Annotated in this window: 20 protein-coding genes; 16 read left to right on the forward strand and 4 right to left on the reverse strand. The window is 68.0% G+C overall.

Going from position 1 to position 16891, the window contains the following annotated elements:
- The first annotated feature begins 14 nt into the window (after window positions 1–14).
- From B3Z70_RS06975 to B3Z70_RS06985, 3 genes are all read left to right on the forward strand, one after another.
- Entirely contained in the window at window positions 15–812 is a 798-nt protein-coding gene (locus B3Z70_RS06975) for a response regulator (protein ID WP_292045197.1), read from the forward strand.
- A gap of 326 nt (window positions 813–1138) precedes the next feature.
- Window positions 1139–2170 carry an NADP-dependent oxidoreductase gene (locus tag B3Z70_RS06980; protein ID WP_292045199.1) on the forward strand — a complete coding sequence of 344 codons (1032 nt, stop codon included), beginning with the start codon at window positions 1139–1141 and terminating at the stop codon, window positions 2168–2170.
- Between the two features lie 22 nt (window positions 2171–2192).
- Entirely contained in the window at window positions 2193–2600 is a 408-nt protein-coding gene (locus B3Z70_RS06985) for an acyl dehydratase (RefSeq protein ID WP_292045200.1), read from the forward strand.
- 62 nt (window positions 2601–2662) lie between these two features.
- On the opposite strand, the gene B3Z70_RS06990 is transcribed toward B3Z70_RS06985, so the two are convergent.
- Window positions 2663–3442 carry a SapC family protein gene (locus tag B3Z70_RS06990; protein WP_248119389.1) on the reverse strand — a complete coding sequence of 260 codons (780 nt, stop codon included), beginning with the start codon at window positions 3440–3442 and terminating at the stop codon, window positions 2663–2665.
- Between the two features lie 120 nt (window positions 3443–3562).
- On the opposite strand from B3Z70_RS06990, the gene B3Z70_RS06995 reads away from it, so the two are divergent.
- The 8 genes from B3Z70_RS06995 (at window position 3563) to B3Z70_RS07030 (ending at window position 9926) form a co-directional block, all read left to right on the forward strand.
- Window positions 3563–4054, forward strand: coding sequence for a Fur family transcriptional regulator (locus B3Z70_RS06995; RefSeq protein ID WP_292045201.1), 492 nt, complete (start codon window positions 3563–3565; stop codon window positions 4052–4054).
- Between the two features lie 2 nt (window positions 4055–4056).
- On the forward strand, window positions 4057–4953 hold the full coding sequence (locus B3Z70_RS07000) for an alpha/beta fold hydrolase (protein WP_409514374.1): 897 nt from the start codon (window positions 4057–4059) through the stop codon (window positions 4951–4953).
- A 91-nt stretch (window positions 4954–5044) separates the two neighbouring features.
- Window positions 5045–5419, forward strand: a complete 375-nt coding sequence (locus tag B3Z70_RS07005) for a VOC family protein (protein ID WP_292045203.1) — start codon at window positions 5045–5047, stop codon at window positions 5417–5419.
- Between the two features lie 168 nt (window positions 5420–5587).
- Window positions 5588–6301, forward strand: coding sequence for a nicotinate-nucleotide adenylyltransferase (locus B3Z70_RS07010; RefSeq protein ID WP_292045204.1), 714 nt, complete (start codon window positions 5588–5590; stop codon window positions 6299–6301).
- Between the two features lie 133 nt (window positions 6302–6434).
- On the forward strand, window positions 6435–6860 hold the full coding sequence (rsfS, locus tag B3Z70_RS07015) for a ribosome silencing factor (RefSeq protein WP_292022552.1): 426 nt from the start codon (window positions 6435–6437) through the stop codon (window positions 6858–6860).
- Window positions 6861–6864: 4 nt separating this feature from the next.
- Window positions 6865–7329 (forward strand): 23S rRNA (pseudouridine(1915)-N(3))-methyltransferase RlmH, encoded by a 465-nt coding sequence (rlmH, locus tag B3Z70_RS07020; protein ID WP_292045205.1) that lies wholly within the window; start codon window positions 6865–6867, stop codon window positions 7327–7329.
- Window position 7330: 1 nt separating this feature from the next.
- Window positions 7331–8410, forward strand: a complete 1080-nt coding sequence (locus tag B3Z70_RS07025) for a murein hydrolase activator EnvC family protein (protein WP_292045206.1) — start codon at window positions 7331–7333, stop codon at window positions 8408–8410.
- A 139-nt stretch (window positions 8411–8549) separates the two neighbouring features.
- Window positions 8550–9926 (forward strand): S41 family peptidase, encoded by a 1377-nt coding sequence (locus tag B3Z70_RS07030; RefSeq protein ID WP_292045207.1) that lies wholly within the window; start codon window positions 8550–8552, stop codon window positions 9924–9926.
- A gap of 39 nt (window positions 9927–9965) precedes the next feature.
- On the opposite strand, the gene B3Z70_RS07035 is transcribed toward B3Z70_RS07030, so the two are convergent.
- Both B3Z70_RS07035 and B3Z70_RS07040 read right to left on the reverse strand, forming a co-directional pair.
- Window positions 9966–11138 carry a carboxynorspermidine decarboxylase gene (locus B3Z70_RS07035; protein WP_292045208.1) on the reverse strand — a complete coding sequence of 391 codons (1173 nt, stop codon included), beginning with the start codon at window positions 11136–11138 and terminating at the stop codon, window positions 9966–9968.
- Between the two features lie 13 nt (window positions 11139–11151).
- Window positions 11152–12357 carry a saccharopine dehydrogenase family protein gene (locus tag B3Z70_RS07040; RefSeq protein ID WP_292022508.1) on the reverse strand — a complete coding sequence of 402 codons (1206 nt, stop codon included), beginning with the start codon at window positions 12355–12357 and terminating at the stop codon, window positions 11152–11154.
- Window positions 12358–12671: 314 nt separating this feature from the next.
- Between B3Z70_RS07040 and ffh the strand changes: the two genes are divergently transcribed.
- The 3 genes from ffh (at window position 12672) to rimM (ending at window position 15377) form a co-directional block, all read left to right on the forward strand.
- Window positions 12672–14216, forward strand: a complete 1545-nt coding sequence (gene ffh, locus B3Z70_RS07045; RefSeq protein ID WP_292045209.1) for a signal recognition particle protein — start codon at window positions 12672–12674, stop codon at window positions 14214–14216.
- Window positions 14217–14240: 24 nt separating this feature from the next.
- Entirely contained in the window at window positions 14241–14780 is a 540-nt protein-coding gene (rpsP, locus tag B3Z70_RS07050) for a 30S ribosomal protein S16 (RefSeq protein ID WP_292022511.1), read from the forward strand.
- A gap of 69 nt (window positions 14781–14849) precedes the next feature.
- On the forward strand, window positions 14850–15377 hold the full coding sequence (rimM, locus tag B3Z70_RS07055) for a ribosome maturation factor RimM (RefSeq protein WP_292045210.1): 528 nt from the start codon (window positions 14850–14852) through the stop codon (window positions 15375–15377).
- Here rimM and B3Z70_RS07060 read toward each other — a convergent pair.
- Window positions 15374–15547, reverse strand: a complete 174-nt coding sequence (locus B3Z70_RS07060; RefSeq protein ID WP_087120843.1) for a YegP family protein — start codon at window positions 15545–15547, stop codon at window positions 15374–15376. The genes rimM and B3Z70_RS07060 overlap by 4 nt on opposite strands.
- A gap of 162 nt (window positions 15548–15709) precedes the next feature.
- Between B3Z70_RS07060 and B3Z70_RS07065 the strand changes: the two genes are divergently transcribed.
- Together B3Z70_RS07065 and B3Z70_RS07070 are read left to right on the forward strand one after the other, a co-directional pair.
- Window positions 15710–16411 (forward strand): glutathione S-transferase N-terminal domain-containing protein, encoded by a 702-nt coding sequence (locus B3Z70_RS07065; protein ID WP_292045211.1) that lies wholly within the window; start codon window positions 15710–15712, stop codon window positions 16409–16411.
- Window positions 16412–16462: 51 nt separating this feature from the next.
- The gene (locus B3Z70_RS07070) at window positions 16463–16849 is read left to right on the forward strand and encodes a DUF3597 family protein (protein ID WP_292045212.1); all 387 of its coding nucleotides are present in this window, start codon (window positions 16463–16465) and stop codon (window positions 16847–16849) included.
- Window positions 16850–16891: the final 42 nt, after the last annotated feature.

The raw sequence follows: 16891 nt of genomic DNA on the forward strand, positions 1-16891 counted from the left end.
CGGGGACTGACTGAATGAGCCTTTTGGCTAGACTCGCGCCGCACCTTCCTTACGTGCGCCGCTACGCTCGCGCTCTGATCGGCGATCAATCCACGGGCGACAACTATGTGCGCGTCGCGCTTGAGGCCCTGGCGGCCGGCGAGCAGCAACTGTCCTCGGACATGACGCCGCGCGTGGCCCTGTATCACGTGTTCCACGCCATCTGGTCCTCGACCGGCGCCCAGCTTGAGACCGGCGGGCTGGAGACGACCGGCGGCGGCGACGCCTCGCAGCGCCTGCTGCGTATCGCGCCCCGTTCGCGCCAGGCCTTCCTTCTGACCGCGCTGGAAGGTTTCACCCCGTCCGAGGCCGCCCAGATACTGTCGGCCGACCCGCGCGACGTCGAACGCCTGATCGCCGACGCCCAGGCCGACATCGACGCCGAACTGGCGACCGACGTCCTGGTGATCGAGGACGAGGCCATCATCTCGGCCGACATCCAGAGCCTGGTTCAGGAGCTGGGTCACCGCGTCACCGGCACCGCCACCACCCACGACGAGGCCATCGACGCCGTCGCCCGCCACAAGCCGGGCCTGGTCCTGGCCGACATCCAGCTGGCCGACGGATCCTCCGGCATCGATGCGGTGAAGGACATCCTGAAGACGCTGGACGTGCCGGTGATCTTCATCACCGCCTTCCCGGAGCGTCTGCTGACCGGCGAACGCCCCGAGCCGACCTTCCTGATCACCAAGCCGTTCCAGCCCGAAACGGTCAAGGCGGCGATCAGCCAGGCGCTGTTCTTCCACCCCTCGCGCCAGAAACAGGCCGCCTAGGGTCAGAACCGCTCGATGACGAGAAGGCCCTGATCGCTGCGGCGATCAGGGCCTTTTTCGTTGCGTCGACACGTCTTCGATGCGGTGCGAAGGAAAGTGACGTCCGGCGGGAACCGCCTTCACGCGGCGCCGTTATCGGGATGCGGAGGCGGCGACGCCCCCCGACTTGACTGGCGACAGCCGGTCATGCCGCCTCCGCGCCTCATTCTCGATGATGCCACTTCAAAGCGGTCCGCAAGGACCGCTTTTTTCTTGCGCCTTGTCTCGACCCGCCGCCCCGTCCGGCCCAAGATGGTGGTCAAAGAAAACCTTCAGGAGAGACCCGGATGGCTTCGCCAGGCGAAAAGACGAACCGGCAGTGGGTGCTGCGCCAACGGCCCAAGGGGCTGATCCAGCCCGGCGACCTCGAGCTGGTCGAGACGCCCGTCCCCAACCTGGCCGAGAGCGAGGTTCTGGTCCGCACCGTCTATCTGTCGCTGGATCCGACCAACCGCACCTGGATGAACGATACGGAAGGCTATCTGCCGCCGGTGGGGATCGGCGAGGTCATGCGCGGCCTGACCCTGGGCGTGGTCGAGGCGTCGCGGTCCAGCCGGTTCAAGGCCGGCGACGTGGTCATGCCGACCTCGGGCGGTTGGGCCGACTACGCCGTCGTGCCCGAGGGCGGCTTGCGCCCGGTCCACCGCGCGCCGGGCCTGCCGCTGACGGCTAATATGTCGGTGCTGGGCATGACGGGCCTGACCGCCTATTTCGGCGTGACCGACGTGCTGAAGGCCAAGGCCGGCGAGACGATCGTCATTTCGGCGGCGGCCGGCGCGGTGGGCTCCATCGCCGGCCAGATCGCCAAACAGCGCGGGTGCCGTGTCATCGGCATCGCCGGCGGGCCGCAGAAATGCGCCTGGCTGACCGACGAACTCGGCTTCGACGCGGCCGTCGACTACAAGAACGAGGACGTGGGCGAGGCGCTGGACCGGCTGGCCCCCGACGGGATCGATCTGAACTTCGAGAACGTCGGCGGCGACATCATGATCGCCGTGTTCAACCGTCTGAAGGTGCATGGCCGCATGGCGGTGTGCGGCCTGGTGTCGTCCTACAATGCGACCAAGGCGCCGCCGTCGCCGAACTTCTCGCGGATCATCACCCATCGTCTGCACGTCCAGGGTTTCCTGGTCCTGGACTACGCCGCGCGCGCCAAGGAGATGGTCGCCGAGATGGGGCCGTGGCTGGCCGACGGCCGGGTGAAATGGAAGGTCCACGTCGACGACGGCCTGGAAGGGGCGGTCGTTTCGCTGAACCGCTTGTTCACCGGCGATCACGACGGCAAGCTGCTGGTCCGGGTATCCGAGGAACCCGCCTGATCCCGTCACGGAAGGCCCGCCGATGAGCGACCCGCTGCACGTCCATTTCGAAGACCTGGAAGTGGGGCAGGTCGTGCCCCTGGGCGCCTGCGCGGTCGATCAGGCCGCCCTGGATGTGTTCGTGGAGCGGTTTTCGCCGGGCTGGGACGTGGCCTACGGCGCGCCGGACGCCATGGTCTATGTGCTGTGGAGCCGGCTGGCCGCCGACAAGTCGGGCGGCTGGGCCCAGACCAAGGTCCTGGCCGTCGACGGCCTGCGCTATATGCGCAATCCCCCGGCGGGCGAGCTGCTGCGCGGGCGGATGACGGTGATGGGCAAGGATCCGGTCGGCGACGAGAAAGGCATCGTCATCGCCTCGCACGACCTGCTGGACGAGGCGGGGCGGCTGGCCTTCTCGTGCCTGACGCGCGCGGTCTTCTCGCGGCGCTGAAAACGAAAAACGCCCCGACGGCGCGAACCGTCGGGGCGTCTTTTTCGGTCTGAACGTCCGTCTTAGTTGACGGTCGTCGGCTGCGCCTGACGCAGGAAGGCCAGGGCGATCAGGCGGTCCCAGCCCAGCAGCGACACCAGATGGGCGTAGATTTGGCCAAGCGCGCCGTTGTCGCGCAACTCGGCCAGCTTCTCGGCCGGCAGGGCGCGCAGCTTGTCTTCCGACACCGCATAGTATTCGGCCAGCTTCTGCGGCTCGCCCGGCGTGCCGTCGGGGTTGCGCGGCGTGAACACGGCGTCGCGGGTGTCCAGCAGGTCCAGGTCCTTGATCAGCTGGACGAAGCTTTCGGTGCGCTGGCGCTCCTGCTCGAAGTTGTTGCAGAACTCCATCGCCATATTGGTGTAGTCGCTGGGCTGGCCCTCGACGAACAGCGGGTTCTCGCCGCCTTCGGCGACGATGGCCGCGCCGCGGTCGATGCACAGGATCAGGCGCTGGTTCTGCTTGTCGTCGGCGAAGACGAACGGATAGCGGCGCACATAGGCGGGCACATAGGCGTCGGCGCGGAACTCGCCGTCGTCGGCGACGAACAGGTTCTCGCCCTGGCGCAGGCCCATGACCACGACCGGCTGGCGGTTGTCGCCGGTGAAGATGATCGGATACGACAGGGCGGCGGCGGCGAACTCCGTGACCGTCAGCGGCACGATGTTCGTCTGGGCCACGAAGGCGTAGGGCTTGTCGGTCGGATTGACGCCCAGGGTCCCGTGAACGCTCTGATCCAGCGGCTCGGGATTCACATAGAAGAGGACGTTGCCTTCGAGCGGCGAGTTGTTCGTGTCGGTCATGAAGCGAGGACGCTCTGGATAATGAAGTTATGAGGCGCGCCTTCTAACCCAAGCCCGCCCCAGCGGCAAACCCGTGATGCGTCGGTTGCGGCGAAGGGGCTCAGCCATTAGCTGTGGGCCATGGGCACCGCCTGCGATCACGATCACGACCATTCCGGCCTGAAGGGCGGCGCGCTGGATCGCGCCCTGGCCCAGGCCGAGGCGCGCGCGGTCAAGGACGGCGAACGGATGACCGCCCAGCGCCGACGTGTTCTGGCCCTGCTGCTGGAGGCCGGAGAGCCGGTCAAGGCCTATGACCTGATCGCCCGCTTCGGCGAGGACGGCCAGGCCGCCAAGCCCCCCACCGTCTATCGCGCGCTGGAGTTCCTGGAGCGGCTGGGCATGGCCCACCGCATCGCCTCCATCAGCGCCTATGTCGCCTGCAGCAGCGACGAGGGCGACGCCATCCACGCCGCAGCCTTCCTGATCTGCGACTGCTGCGGCGCGACGCGCGAGGTCACCGGGCCGGACCAGGGCGCCATGGCCGCCGCCGCCTCGGCCGCCGGCTACGCCATCGCCCGCACCACCATCGAGGCGCACGGCCGCTGCGCCGCCTGTCGCGAGGCGGCGTGAGCATGGACGCGGCGCTGATGTCCCCGCCGCGCCGCCTGTCCGTGCCCATCGACAATCGCTGGGGCGCCGGCGAGATGGCGGTGATGGACTTCGGCGACCCGAACCGGCCGGTCGATCTGATCTTCAGCCACGCCAACGGTTTCAACGCCGCCACCTATCGCAGCCTCTTGTCGCCGCTCTCCACCTCCCTGCGCATCTGGGCGCCGGACCTGCGCGGCCACGGCCGCTCGACCCTGCCGACCTTCGCCCGACCCAAGACCAGCTGGCGCGACCACCGCGACGACCTGCTGGCGCTGCTGGAGGCCGTGGACGGGCCGCCGGTGGTGATGGCCGGCCATTCGATGGGCGGAACCGCGTCTTTGCTGGCGGCGGCCGAGCGGCCCGATCGCGTCTCCAGCCTGGTGCTGTTCGATCCGGTGATCTGGAAACGCGCGGCGGTCGTGGCCTTCAACCTGCCGTTCGCCCATCGGTTCGTGGGGCGCATCCCCATCGCCGCCGCCGCCCGTCGCCGTCGCAGCCGGTTCGACAGCCGCGAACAGGCCATGGCGGCCTATCGCGGGCGCGGCGCCTTCAAGGGCTGGCCCGACGCGGTGCTGGCCGACTATCTGTCCGAGGGGTTGATCGGAACGGAAGGCCAGGACGGCCTCGATCTGGCCGCCGCCCCGGCGTGGGAGGCCGCCAACTACGCCGCCCAGGCGCACGATCCCTGGCGCGCCCTGCGCCGCTACCCCGGCCCCGTCCATATTCTCAAGGCCGAGCATGGGGCGCTGACCCAGCTGCCCGTGGCGCCGCGCGGCCTTCCGAACGTCACGGTCGACGTGGTGCCCGGCGGCGGGCATCTGTTCCCTATGACCCATGCCGACGTCGCGCGCGACGCCCTGTTCGACGCCGCCGTCTGACGGTCGAAAGCGCCGCGGGCCACGCGCCCTGCTGACGGAAACTGGCAGTCGCCACGGCTAAGGTTCGGTCTTCGGAAACAAGGAGCCCGACATGACCCCCCTCGATCTCAATCTGACCGTCCTCTACGTCGAGGACCCCGTCCGCAGCGGCGCCTTCTATCGGGATCTGCTGGGCGTGGAGACCGTCGCCTCTTCCGAAGGCTTCACCGCCGTTCCCCTGGCCGGCGGGCGGATGCTGGGCCTGTGGCGAAAGACCGTCGTCAAGCCCGAGCCGCAGGGCGGCGTCGGCGGCTTCGAAATCGGCGTGATGGTCCCCGGCGACGACGGCGTCGCCGACAGATACGCCAGCCTGCAAGGCGCCGGGCACGATATCCTGCAGCCTATGACGACGATGGACTTCGGGCCGACCTTCGTCATCCGCGACCCGGACGGCCACCGTGTGCGCTTCTGCCAGCCCGACGCCTGACGTGGCGCGGGAGGAGGGGGCGAATGCGGCTCCCTCCTCGCCGGCGGTCCTGCTTCGGTCCCGCTTCGGCGCCGCTTCGGCGTCGGGGGGGCGAATGATTTCTGTAGGCTGAACAAAGTCCCGCGCTATAAGGGCGCCGCTGAGCATAACTCCCGCCCGAGACGCCGCTTGTCCTTCTTCCACGCCGGTCCCGCGCCCAAAGGCGCCGGCCCCCGCTCCGGGGCGTTGCGCGACGGCCTGATCCTGGCCCCCGGGATGAAGGTCGGGCTGTTCGGCGGCTCGTTCAATCCGGCGCACGACGGCCATGCCCATGTGGCGGAAACCGCCATGCGCCGCCTGGGCCTGGACCGGGTGGTCTGGCTGGTCTCGCCGCAGAACCCGCTGAAAGACGCCCGCCACAGCGCGCCTTTACCCGAGCGGATGGCCTCGGCCCGCGCCCACGCCCACGGTCCGTCCATGATCGTGTCGGATTTCGAGAGCCGGGCCGGAACCGCCTGGACGGTCGACACCCTGCGCCTTCTGGTCGCGCGGCATCCCGGCGTGCATTTCGTCTGGCTGATGGGATCGGACAATCTGGCCAGCTTCCACCGCTGGCGCGGCTGGACCGACATCATGCGGCTGATGCCGGTCGCGGTGATCGCTCGTCCGGGCTCGCTTCTGGACAGTCGCACGGCCCCGGCGGCCGCCCGTTTCGCCGGCTTCCGCATTCCCGACCGCGAGGCGGGCCTGTTGCCGACCCTGGCCGCCCCGGCCTGGACCTATCTGACCGCGCCGCTGAATCCGCTGTCCTCGACGGCCATTCGCAGCGCTGGATCCCGCCGCGCGGGCGCGTCCTCGGGGTCGCCCCCAGTATCGCCCCCAGTATCGCCCACGGGGGCGTGATTGCGGCGCCGGTTCACGTTTCGGCCCATCCGTGCTAGAGGACGTCTTTAGTCAACGCTCCCGGAGCCCTCCGCTGACCCCCTCGCCCGCGTACGATACGCAAGACGCCGCCGTTTCGAACACGGCGCACGAGATGGACCCTATCGAACCTCTCCATTCCGAAGACGGCTCTGAATCCAACCTGGCCTTCGGCGATTCCGCCCCGCGCCCGGTCGGCTCCACCCCGCTGGAAGAAGCCCTGCTGAGCCGCCTCGACGAGGACAAGGCCCAGGACCTCGTCCTGATCGACCTGAAGGGCAAAAGCGCCATGGCCGACACCATGATCGTGGCGTCGGGCCGGTCGCACCGTCACGTCGGCGCCATCGCCGACCACCTGCTGCGCACCCTGAAGGAACAGGGTCTGGGCAAGGCCAAGGTCGAGGGTCTGCCCCATTGCGACTGGGTGCTGATCGACGCCGGCGACGTGATCGTCCACCTGTTCCGCCCCGAGGTCCGCACCTTCTACAATATCGAGAAGATCTGGGCCGTCGATTCCGCGCACCGCACGGCGCGCGACTGACACCATGAAGCTGGGCATCGTCGCCATCGGCCGGCCGGGCCGGGGGCCTGAGGCGACGCTGGCCGACGACTACGCCCGGCGCGCCACCCTTGCGGGACGCGCGCTGGGCCTGGGCCCCCTCGAACTGATCGACCTGGAGCCCCGCAAGCCCGGCAAGGCGCCGGAGGCCGAGCTGATCCTGGCCGCCAGCGAAGGCGCGCACCTGATCGCCTGCGACGAACGCGGCAAGACCTATGGTTCGCGCGCCTTCGCCGACCACATCGCCAGGTTGAGGGATCAGGGCGAACGCCGCCTGGTCTTCGCCATCGGCGGGGCCGACGGGCTGGACGACAGCGTGCGGGCCGCCGCATCCTCGACCCTGGCTTTCGGCCCCCAGACCTGGCCCCACGCCCTGGCCCGCGCCATGCTGGCCGAACAGCTGTATCGGGCCGTGACCATCCTGGCCGGATCGCCCTATCATCGCGACTGAGATGCGTCGCGCCCTGCCCCTTTCCCTCGCCCTGCTGACGGGTTTCGTCTGCGCCGCGCCCGCCATGGGAAGACAGGCGCCCGAAAGCGAACTGTCGCGCATTCAGGCGGAATATCGCGACGAGGCGGTGCGGGCGCGGCGTCTGCGCGCCGACGCCGACGCCGCCAAGGCCGAGTTGGCGCAGCTGGAGCGCCGGCTGGCGACCCTGCGCGCCGACGCCCGCAACGACGACCGTCAGATCGACGATCAGCGCGCGCGTCTTAGGCAACTCAGCGAACGCGAGGCCGAACTGGTCTCCAGTCTGGCCCGTGAACGCGGCGCCCAGAGCCGCCTGCTCAGCGCGCTGCAGATGATGAGCCGCCGCCCGCCTCCGCCGCTTCTGGTCCCGGCCGACAAGGCCATCGACACCGTGCGCGCCTCCATCCTGCTCAAGGTCATGACCCCGGACCTGGAGCGCCGCGCACAGGCCCTGGCGGCGCGTCAGGCCGAGATCATGCGCATCCGGCGTCTGGCCGTCCTGTCGTCCGAACGCCTGCTGACGACCGAGAGCGCGCAAGGCGATCGTCGGGCCGAGATCGAGGGGCTGACATCGCGCAAGACCGCCCTGACCGCCGTGCTGAACGCCGAGGCGCGGGCCGCCGAACGCGCCGCCGACGTGCTGGAGCGCCGCATCCGCGAACTGGGCGGCGCCGTGCCGGAGGCCGAGGCCGTCGAGACGCCCACGGCGCGCCTGCCCGCCAACCGCGCCCGCCTCAGCCCCCCGGTCGGCGCCGCGCCGACCCAGACCTGGGGGCAGGGGACGTCCGGCTGGCGCTGGCGCGCGGATCGGGCGGCGGTCAAGGCGCCCGCCGACGCCAAGGTGGCCTACGCCGGCCCGCTGACCGGCTGGGGGCAGGTGGTGGTGCTGGATCTGGGTCCCGGCTGGCGCGCGGTGATCGCGGGGCTGGAAAGCGTCGACGTTCACGGCGATGCGCGTGTCGCGGATGGCCAGACCTTGGGCCGCAGCGGGCCGGACGGCGACGTCTATTTCGAGCTGCGCCGCGACGAACGGCCCATCGATCCGGGGCCGTGGTTGCGCTGAACCTGCAATAGTCCTTTGCATTATCCTCCGACGCTGATTTTATCGGCGGGACGCCGCGTCGCCACGATTTGGTCGTGTCTGCGGGGCCTTACCCTTCCAACGGGCGCCTTGAATGATCGGCCCGACCGAAAGAGACCGAATGCGTAAACTGCTCCTCGTCGGCTGCGCCGCACTGGTGCTCGGTGGCTCCGCCGCTGCTGTCTCTAGCCAGACCCCCCGCAACGAAACCTTCCGCATGCTGGAGCTGTTCGGCGACGTGGTCGGCATCGTGGAGCAGGCCTATGTCGTCCCGGTCGACAACAAGAAGCTGATCGAGGCGGCGCTGGCGGGCATGATGACCGCGCTGGACCCCCATTCCAACTATCTGCCGCCGTCCAACTACAGCGAACTGCGCGAGCGGACGGAGGGGCAGTATTCGGGCGTCGGCCTGACCATCAGCGCCGACGGCGGCATGGTGAAGGTCATCTCGCCGATGGACGACAGTCCCGCCGCCAAGGCCGGGGTCCAGGCGGGCGACGTCATCTCCTCCATCGAGGGCCAGAACGCGGCCGGCCTGACGGTCAGCCAGGTGTCCGAGAAGCTGCGCGGCGCCGTGGGCACCAGCGTCAAGGTGACCTTCCTGCGCGACGGCTCCGATCCGCTGGAAGTGACCCTGACCCGCGAGGTCATCAAGGTCCAGTCGGTCACGGGCCGGGTCGAGGGCGACTTCGGCTATCTGCGCGTCTCGACCTTCAACGAGAACACCGGCCGCGAGCTGAACGAGGCCATCGCCAAGATCAAGGCCGAGAAGCCGGGCGTGAAAGGCTATGTCCTGGACCTGCGCAACAATGGCGGCGGCCTGCTGAACGCCGCCATCGACGTGTCCGACGCCTTCCTGGAACGCGGCGAGATCGTCAGCCAGCGGGGCCGGAAGCCCGAGCAGATCCAGCGCTATTCGGCCAAGCCGGGCGACATCACCGGCGGTCTGCCGCTGGTCGTCCTGGTCAACTACGGTTCGGCCTCGGCGTCGGAAATCGTCGCCGGCGCCCTGAAGGATCACCAGCGCGCGACCATCGTCGGCCTGACCAGCTTCGGCAAGGGTTCGGTCCAGACCGTGATCCCGCTGCGCCAGGGTCAGGACGGCGCCCTGTCGATCACGACCGCGCGCTATTACACCCCCTCCGGCGCCTCGATCCAGAAGATCGGCATCGAGCCGGACCTCGAGGTTGCGCGTTCGGAGGCCGAGGCCCGCATCGTCTCGCGCTCCAGCTTCATCTATTCCGAGGCCGCCTACGCCACGGCCCTTGACGCCTCCATCGGCGCCGAGCGCAAGGGTCCGCACACGCCGCGCGAGGCCCCGGGCGAAGGCTTCGACAAGGACAAGGACTACCAGCTGGAGCGGGCGCTGGACGTGCTGCGCGCCGGCGGCGACCTGTCGAAACTGTCCAAGGCGCCCGAAGGAATCGTCGTCACCGAGCCCGGCTCGACGCCCAAACCGGACGCCGAACCGGCGGCGGATAAGCCCAAGGAAGAATAGGTCAGGGAAGGGCGGCGCGAGCCGCCCTTTTTCTTGCGCCTATGACAGCCGGTCGCGGAAGGCCGAATAGTCGAAGTCACGCACCGTTTTCAGCGCATCCGTCTCCGAGTTCCAAAGCACGATGGACGGCAGGGGCACGCCGTTGAAGGTGTTGGTCTTGACCATCGAATAGTGGGCCTGGTCCAGAAACGCGATCCGCGTCCCCGGCGTCGGCCGTTCGGCGAAGACGTAGTCGCCGATAATGTCGCCGGCCAAACATGACGGGCCGCCCAGCCGCACCGTCACCCCATGCTCGGGTTCGCCCAGCAGCGCGGGCCGATAGGGCGCCTCGATCACATCGGGCATATGGCAGGTAGCGGAGATGTCGGTGATGCCGATGGGCATGGCGTTGTCGAACACGTCCAGCACCTCGCCGATCAGGATGCCGGCGTCCAGCGCCACCGCCTCGCCGGGCTCCAGATAGACCTGGACGCCGTGCCGGGCCTGGATGTCCCGCACGAAGGCGATCAGATCGTCGGTCTGATAGTCGGCGCGGGTGATGTGGTGGCCCCCGCCCAGGTTCAGCCATTTGACACTGCCCAGCAGCGGGGAAAGCTTCGGCTCCACCGCCGCCCAGATGCGCGACAGCGGTTCGAAATCCTGTTCGCACAGGGCGTGGATGTGCAGGCCGTCGACGCCGATCAGATGTTCGGGCTTCAGTTGCGAAACGGGAAAGCCCAGGCGCGAACAAGGCTGGGCCGGATCGTATTTGGCGACCTCGCCTTCGGAATGTTCGGGGTTCAGCCGCAGGCCGATCTCGAACACCTGACCCTCGGCGCGCGCCCCCGCGATCAGGTCGGCGAAACGGGCGATCTGGGCCGGGTTGTTGAAGATGACGTGGTCGGACAGACGCAGGATCTCGGGCAGGTCCTGCGCCGTATAGGCGGGCGAATAGGTGGTCAGTTCGCCCTTGTAGAACTCGCGCGCCAGCCGCGCCTCCCACAGACCCGAGGCGCAGACCCCGTCCAGATATTCGCCGACCACATCGGCCAGCGACCACATCGAAAACGCCTTCAGCGCCAGAAGCACCCGCGCCTCCGCCCCGTCGCGCACGGTCTTCAGCACCGACAGATTGCGACGGATGGCCGCCTCGTCCACCACGAAGGCGGGCGAGGCGACGCGGTTCAGGTCGAAATGCGCAAAGGCGCCCGGATCGCCGGCCTGGGTCTGCATTCGTTTCGTCCGATCAGAAGTCCAGCGGGGCGTCCAGGTCCTGAACCTTCCACGGCAGGCCGTGCTGGTTCAGCATGTCCATGAAAGGATCGGGATCCAGCTGCTCCATGTTGAACACGCCGTCGCCCGTCCACTGACCGGTCACCATCAGGGCCGCGCCGATCATGGCCGGGACGCCGGTGGTGTAGCTGACCGCCTGGTTGCCGGTTTCGGCATAGGCCTCTTCGTGGTCGCAGATATTGTTGACGTAGACCGTCTTCTTGACCCCGTCCTTCAGGCCGGTGGCGATGACGCCGATGTTGGTCTTGCCCTTGGTGATCGGACCCAGCGAGGCCGGCTCGGGCAGCAGGGCCTTCAGGAACTCGATCGGGATGATCTCGCGGCCCTGGAACGACATCGGCTCGATCGAGGTCATGCCGATGTTTTCCAGCACTTCGAGGTGCTTCAGATAGCTGTCGCCGAACGTCATCCAGAAGCGGATGCGCTTGATCTCGGGATAGAATTTCGCCAGCGATTCCAGCTCCTCATGATACATGAGGTACATGTTCTTCTGACCCACGCCCTCGAAGTCGAAGACCTGTTTGTGGCTCAGCGCCGGGCCTTCGACCCACTGGCCGTTCTCCCAGTGACGCGAGTTGGCGGTCACTTCGCGCAGATTGATCTCGGGGTTGAAGTTGGTGGCGAAGGGCAGGCCGGTGTCGCCGCCGTTGCAGTCCAGGATGTCCAGCGTCTCGATGGAATCCAGCAGATGCTTCTTGACGTAGGTGGTGAATACCGAGGTCACGCCGGGATCGAAGCCCGAACCCAGCAACGCCATCAGGCCGGCGTCCTTGAAGCGGTCCTGATAGGCCCACTGCCATTTGTATTCGAACTTGGCCTCGTCGCGCGGCTCGTAGTTGGCGGTGTCGAGATAGTTCACGCCGGCGGCCAGACAGGCGTCCATGATCGACAGGTCCTGATAGGGCAGGGCCAGGTTCACGACCAGTTCGGGCTGCACCTTCTGGATCAGGGCCGTGGTCGCAGCCACGTCGTCGGCGTCGATGGCCGCCGTGTCGATGGTCACGCCAAAGCGCGACTTCACGGATTCGGCGATGGCGTCGCACTTGGACTTGGTGCGGCTGGCCAGGGTGATATGCGAGAAGATGTCCGTATTCATCGCCATCTTGTGGACGGCCACCGAACTGACGCCGCCTGCGCCGATAACCAGCACCTTGCTCATGTGTGCTTCTCCCGAAGTCAAAAACCCTGGCGACAACGCCGCCCCTATAAAGGGCGCGGCTCTTAGCACGATGATGACAATCCGCTAAATGCCTTGGCGAAGGTCAGGCTTATAGCGCGATTGACTCGCTGCGGTTGCCTTGCCGCCGGTTTTCCTTCATAAGCCGCCGCTTCCGACGCAAGTGAACCTCGCGTCTCCACCGGGACGACCCTCATTTCGATGAGACGAGCCCGGCGAGAACCCTCCGCCGACGTGATCGTCGCCGGGGGCCGTTGTCGTATGGAGCCGTTTCACCCGTCGCCATGAGGTAGTGAATGTTCGAGGCTCTGAACGAGCGGCTGACAGGCGTCTTCGACCGGATCACCGGGCGCGGCGCCCTGTCCGAAAAGGACGTCGCCGAGGCGATGCGCGAAGTGCGCGTGGCCCTGCTGGAGGCCGACGTCGCCCTGCCGGTCGTCAAGGAATTCATCGCCTTCGCCACCGAACGCGCCACCGGCGAAGAGGTCATCCGTTCGGTCAAGCCGGCCGATCAGGTGGTCAAGATCGTCTATGACGGCCTGATCGAGATGCTGGGCGGCGAAGAGCCGGTCCCGCTGAACACCAACGCCAACCCGCCCGCCGTCGTGCTGATGGCCGGTCTGCAGGGCTCGGGCAAGACGACGACTTCCGCCAAGCTGGCGCTGCGTCTGACCAGGTTCGATCGCAAGAAGGTCATGCTGGCCTCGCTCGATACGCGCCGTCCGGCCGCGATGGAGCAGCTGGCCACCCTGGGCAAGCAGATCGAGGTCGCCACCCTGCCGATCGTGGCGGGCGAGAGCGCGGTCCAGATCACGCGCCGGGCGCTGCAATCGGCCAAGCTTCAGGGCTTCGATGTCCTGATCCTGGACACCGCCGGCCGCATCACCCTGGACGAGGGGCTGATGAACGAGGTGGCCGAGGTCGCCGACATCGCCAAGCCCGTCGAGACCCTGCTGGTCGCCGACAGCCTGACGGGCCAGGACGCCGTTCGCACCGCCAAGGCCTTCCATGAGCGCCTGCCTCTGACGGGTCTCGTTCTGACCCGCGCCGACGGCGACGGGCGCGGCGGCGCCATGCTGTCGATGCGGGCCGTCACCGGCCTGCCGATCAAATATCTGGGCGCCGGCGAAAAGGTCGATGCGCTGGACGTGTTCGACGCCCGTCGCGTCGCCGGCCGCATCCTGGGCCAGGGCGATATCGTCGCCCTGGTCGAAAAGGCCAGCCAGGACCTGGACCAGGCCAAGGCCGAGAAGATGGCCCGCAAACTGGCCAAGGGCCAGTTCGACCTGGACGACCTGGCCGGCCAGCTTCAGCAGATGAAGCGGATGGGCGGGCTTCAGGGCATCATGGGCATGCTGCCCGGCGTGGCCAAGATGAAGAACCAGATGGCCGACAGCGGCATCGACGACCGCATGATCCTGCGTCAGGAAGCCATCATCTCCTCGATGACCAAGGCCGAGCGCAAGAAGCCCGACCTCCTGAACGCCAGCCGCAAGAAGCGCATCGCCGCCGGCGCCGGGGTCGACGTGCAGGACGTGAACCGGGTTCTGAAACAGCACCGCCAGATGGCCGATGTGGTCAAGTCGATGGCGCGCGGCGGACCCAAGAAGATGCAGCAGATGGCCGCCATGCTGGGCGGCCTCGGCGGCGGCGGCGGCGGACTGCCCGGCATGGGCGGCGGCGGCCCCGACATGGCCCGCCTCAAGGCGCTGGGCGGCGGCAAGATGGCCGAACCCTCCGCCGACGATCTGAAAGCCATCCAGGACCGGCTCGCCGGTCTGGGCGGCGGACAACTTCCGGGAGGCCTGCCGGGTCTTCCGGGCTTCCCTCCCAAGAAATAACGACTACCTGGAAAGAGACTTGAAATGCTGAAGATTCGTCTGGCCCGCGGCGGCGCCAAGAAGCGCCCCTACTACCACATCGTCGTCGCCGACTCGCACTCGCCCCGCGACGGCAAGTTCATCGAGAAGGTCGGCAGCTATAACCCGATGCTGCCCAAGGACGGCGCCCAGCCGCGCGTCGCCCTGAAGGTCGAGCGTATCGCCGAATGGCTCGGCAAGGGCGCCCAGCCGACCGACCGCGTCGCTCGCTTCCTGTCGCAGGACGAAACCCTGGGCCAGAAGGTCAAGTGGACCCAGTCCAACAACCCGAACAAGGCCCAGCCCGGCAAGAAGGCGCAAGAGCGCGCCGCCGAACGCGCCCAGCGCGAAGCCGACCGCCTGGAAGCCGAAGCCGCCGCCAAGGTCGAGGCCGCTGAAGCCGCAGCCCGCGCCAAGGAAGAGGCCGCCGCCGCCGCCGAAGCCGCCAAGAACGCTCCGGCTGCCGAGGAAGCCCCGGCTGAAGAGGCTCCGGCCGCCGAAGACGCTCCGGCTGCCGAAGCCGCCGAGGAAAAGGCCGAAGGCTAAGCCTTTCGGTTTGACGATGGTCGAGGCGGCGTCTTTCGACGCCGCCTTTTTCATGCGCTAAGGACGACCATGACCACGGACAGCAGATTGATCCTCGTCGGCCAGATCGGCGGCGGCTTCGGGGTGCGGGGAGAAGTGCGCGTGACCGCCTTCACCGCCGATCCCCTGGCCCTGACCGCCTATGGCCCGCTGCTGCGCGCGGACGGGACCGTGGCCCTGACCCTGACCTCGACCCGGCCCGACAAGAACGGCGTCGTCGGCCGCGCCAAGGAAATCGCCACCAAGGAACAGGCCGACGCCCTGCGCGGCCTGAAGCTGCACGTCCCCCGCGACCGGTTCCCCGAGCCGGACGAGGACGAATTCTACCTCGCCGACCTGCTGGGCGTTCAGGTCCGCGACACGGCGGGCGCCGTCATGGGCACGGTGAAATCGGTCCAGAACTTCGGCGCCGACGACATGCTGGAAATCGCGCCTGCCGCCGGCGGCCCGACTTGGTATCTGCCCTTCACCAAGGACGCGACGCCCGAACTGCACCTGGCCGACGGCTGGCTGATGGCGGCGCCGCCGACCGAGGTGGGCGAGCGGGAGCCCGACTAGGCGTCCTCGACCGGGGCGTCGCCGACGTGCTTCTTGATCGATTCGATGGCCCGCTTGGCGCCGGACTTGTCGGAATAGCCCTCGGTCGAGAAGATGATCTCGGAATTGTATTTGAAGCGGACGCGGTATTCGCCGGCCTTGTCCTGATAGACTTCAAACTTGTGCGCCATCGGGTCTCTCCCTGGATCTGACCGACTGTCGGCCACGGCCAAGCTGGCGCCGTCTCGTGTGCGGTTCCAGACACAAGCGCGCGATCAAAACGGCGCCCACCGCGGTTGCCAAATCACGACGCCCTACCGACATGAGAGGCTCAACCGCCAGAGGTTCGCCCCATGTCCGACCTGTCCGCCTTCCCGATCACCCAGCGCTGGCCGGCCCAGCATCCCGACCGCATCCAGCTCTATTCCCTGCCCACGCCCAACGGGGTGAAGGTGTCGATCATGCTGGAGGAGGTCGGTCTGGCCTATGAGCCGCACCTGATCGACATCACCAAGAACGAGACCTGGGGACCGGAATTCCTGTCGCTGAACCCCAACGGCAAGATCCCCGCCATCCTCGATCCGAACGGTCCGGGCGGCCGGCCGCTGGCCCTGTTCGAATCCGGGGCCATCCTGATCTATCTGGCGGAAAAGACCGGCCAGCTGCTCTCGGCCGATCCGGCGACCCGCTACCAGACGATCCAGTGGCTGATGTTCCAGATGGGCGCCATCGGCCCGATGTTCGGCCAGTTGGGCTTCTTCCACCGCTTCGCCGGCAAGGACTACGAGGACAAGCGCCCGCGCGACCGCTACGTCGTCGAAAGCCGCCGCCTGTTAGGCGTGCTGGAGACGCGGCTTGAGGGCCGGGAATGGCTTGTCGGCGACTATTCCATCGCCGATGTCGCCACCCTGGGCTGGGTCCGCAATCTGATCGGCTTCTACGAGGCCGGCGAGATCGTCGGCTTCAAGGATTTCCCGCGTGTCGCCGCCTGGCTGGAGCGGGGTCTGGCCCGCCCGGCCGTGCAGCGCGGGCTGGAGATTCCGGCGCGTCACTGAACCGTCGCCGCTGGCGGGCATTATCTGACGGCATCAACTGGAGCGAGACTTATGGGTATCTTCTCTTCGATCTGGAACAAGATCACGGGCCACAAGCCCAAGACGGCGCCGCAGCAGACCCCGGCGCCCACCGCCCAGCCCGCGCCCGGCGCCGCCCCGGCCGCGACCCCTGCGCTTCCGCCCGTGGATGTCGAGGCGGTGCTCAGCGACCTGGCGGCGTCCAAGGGCGGCGGCGGCAACTGGCGCACCTCGATCGTGGACCTGCTGAAGCTGCTGGACCTGGATTCCAGCCTGGCGGCCCGCAAGGAACTGGCCGAGGAGCTGAACGTCCACGCAGGCGAGCACGGCTCGGCCGAGCAGAACATCGCCCTGTCCAAGGCGGTCTGGCAGAAGCTGGCCGAAAACGGCGGCCAGGTGCCGGCCTCGCTGCGCGACTAAACCGGCCTCAAGTAGCGCGAGGCGCGGTAGGCCAAAGAGCCG

The sequence above is a fragment of the Brevundimonas sp. UBA6550 genome, assembly GCF_002434505.1.
Lineage (GTDB): Bacteria > Pseudomonadota > Alphaproteobacteria > Caulobacterales > Caulobacteraceae > Brevundimonas.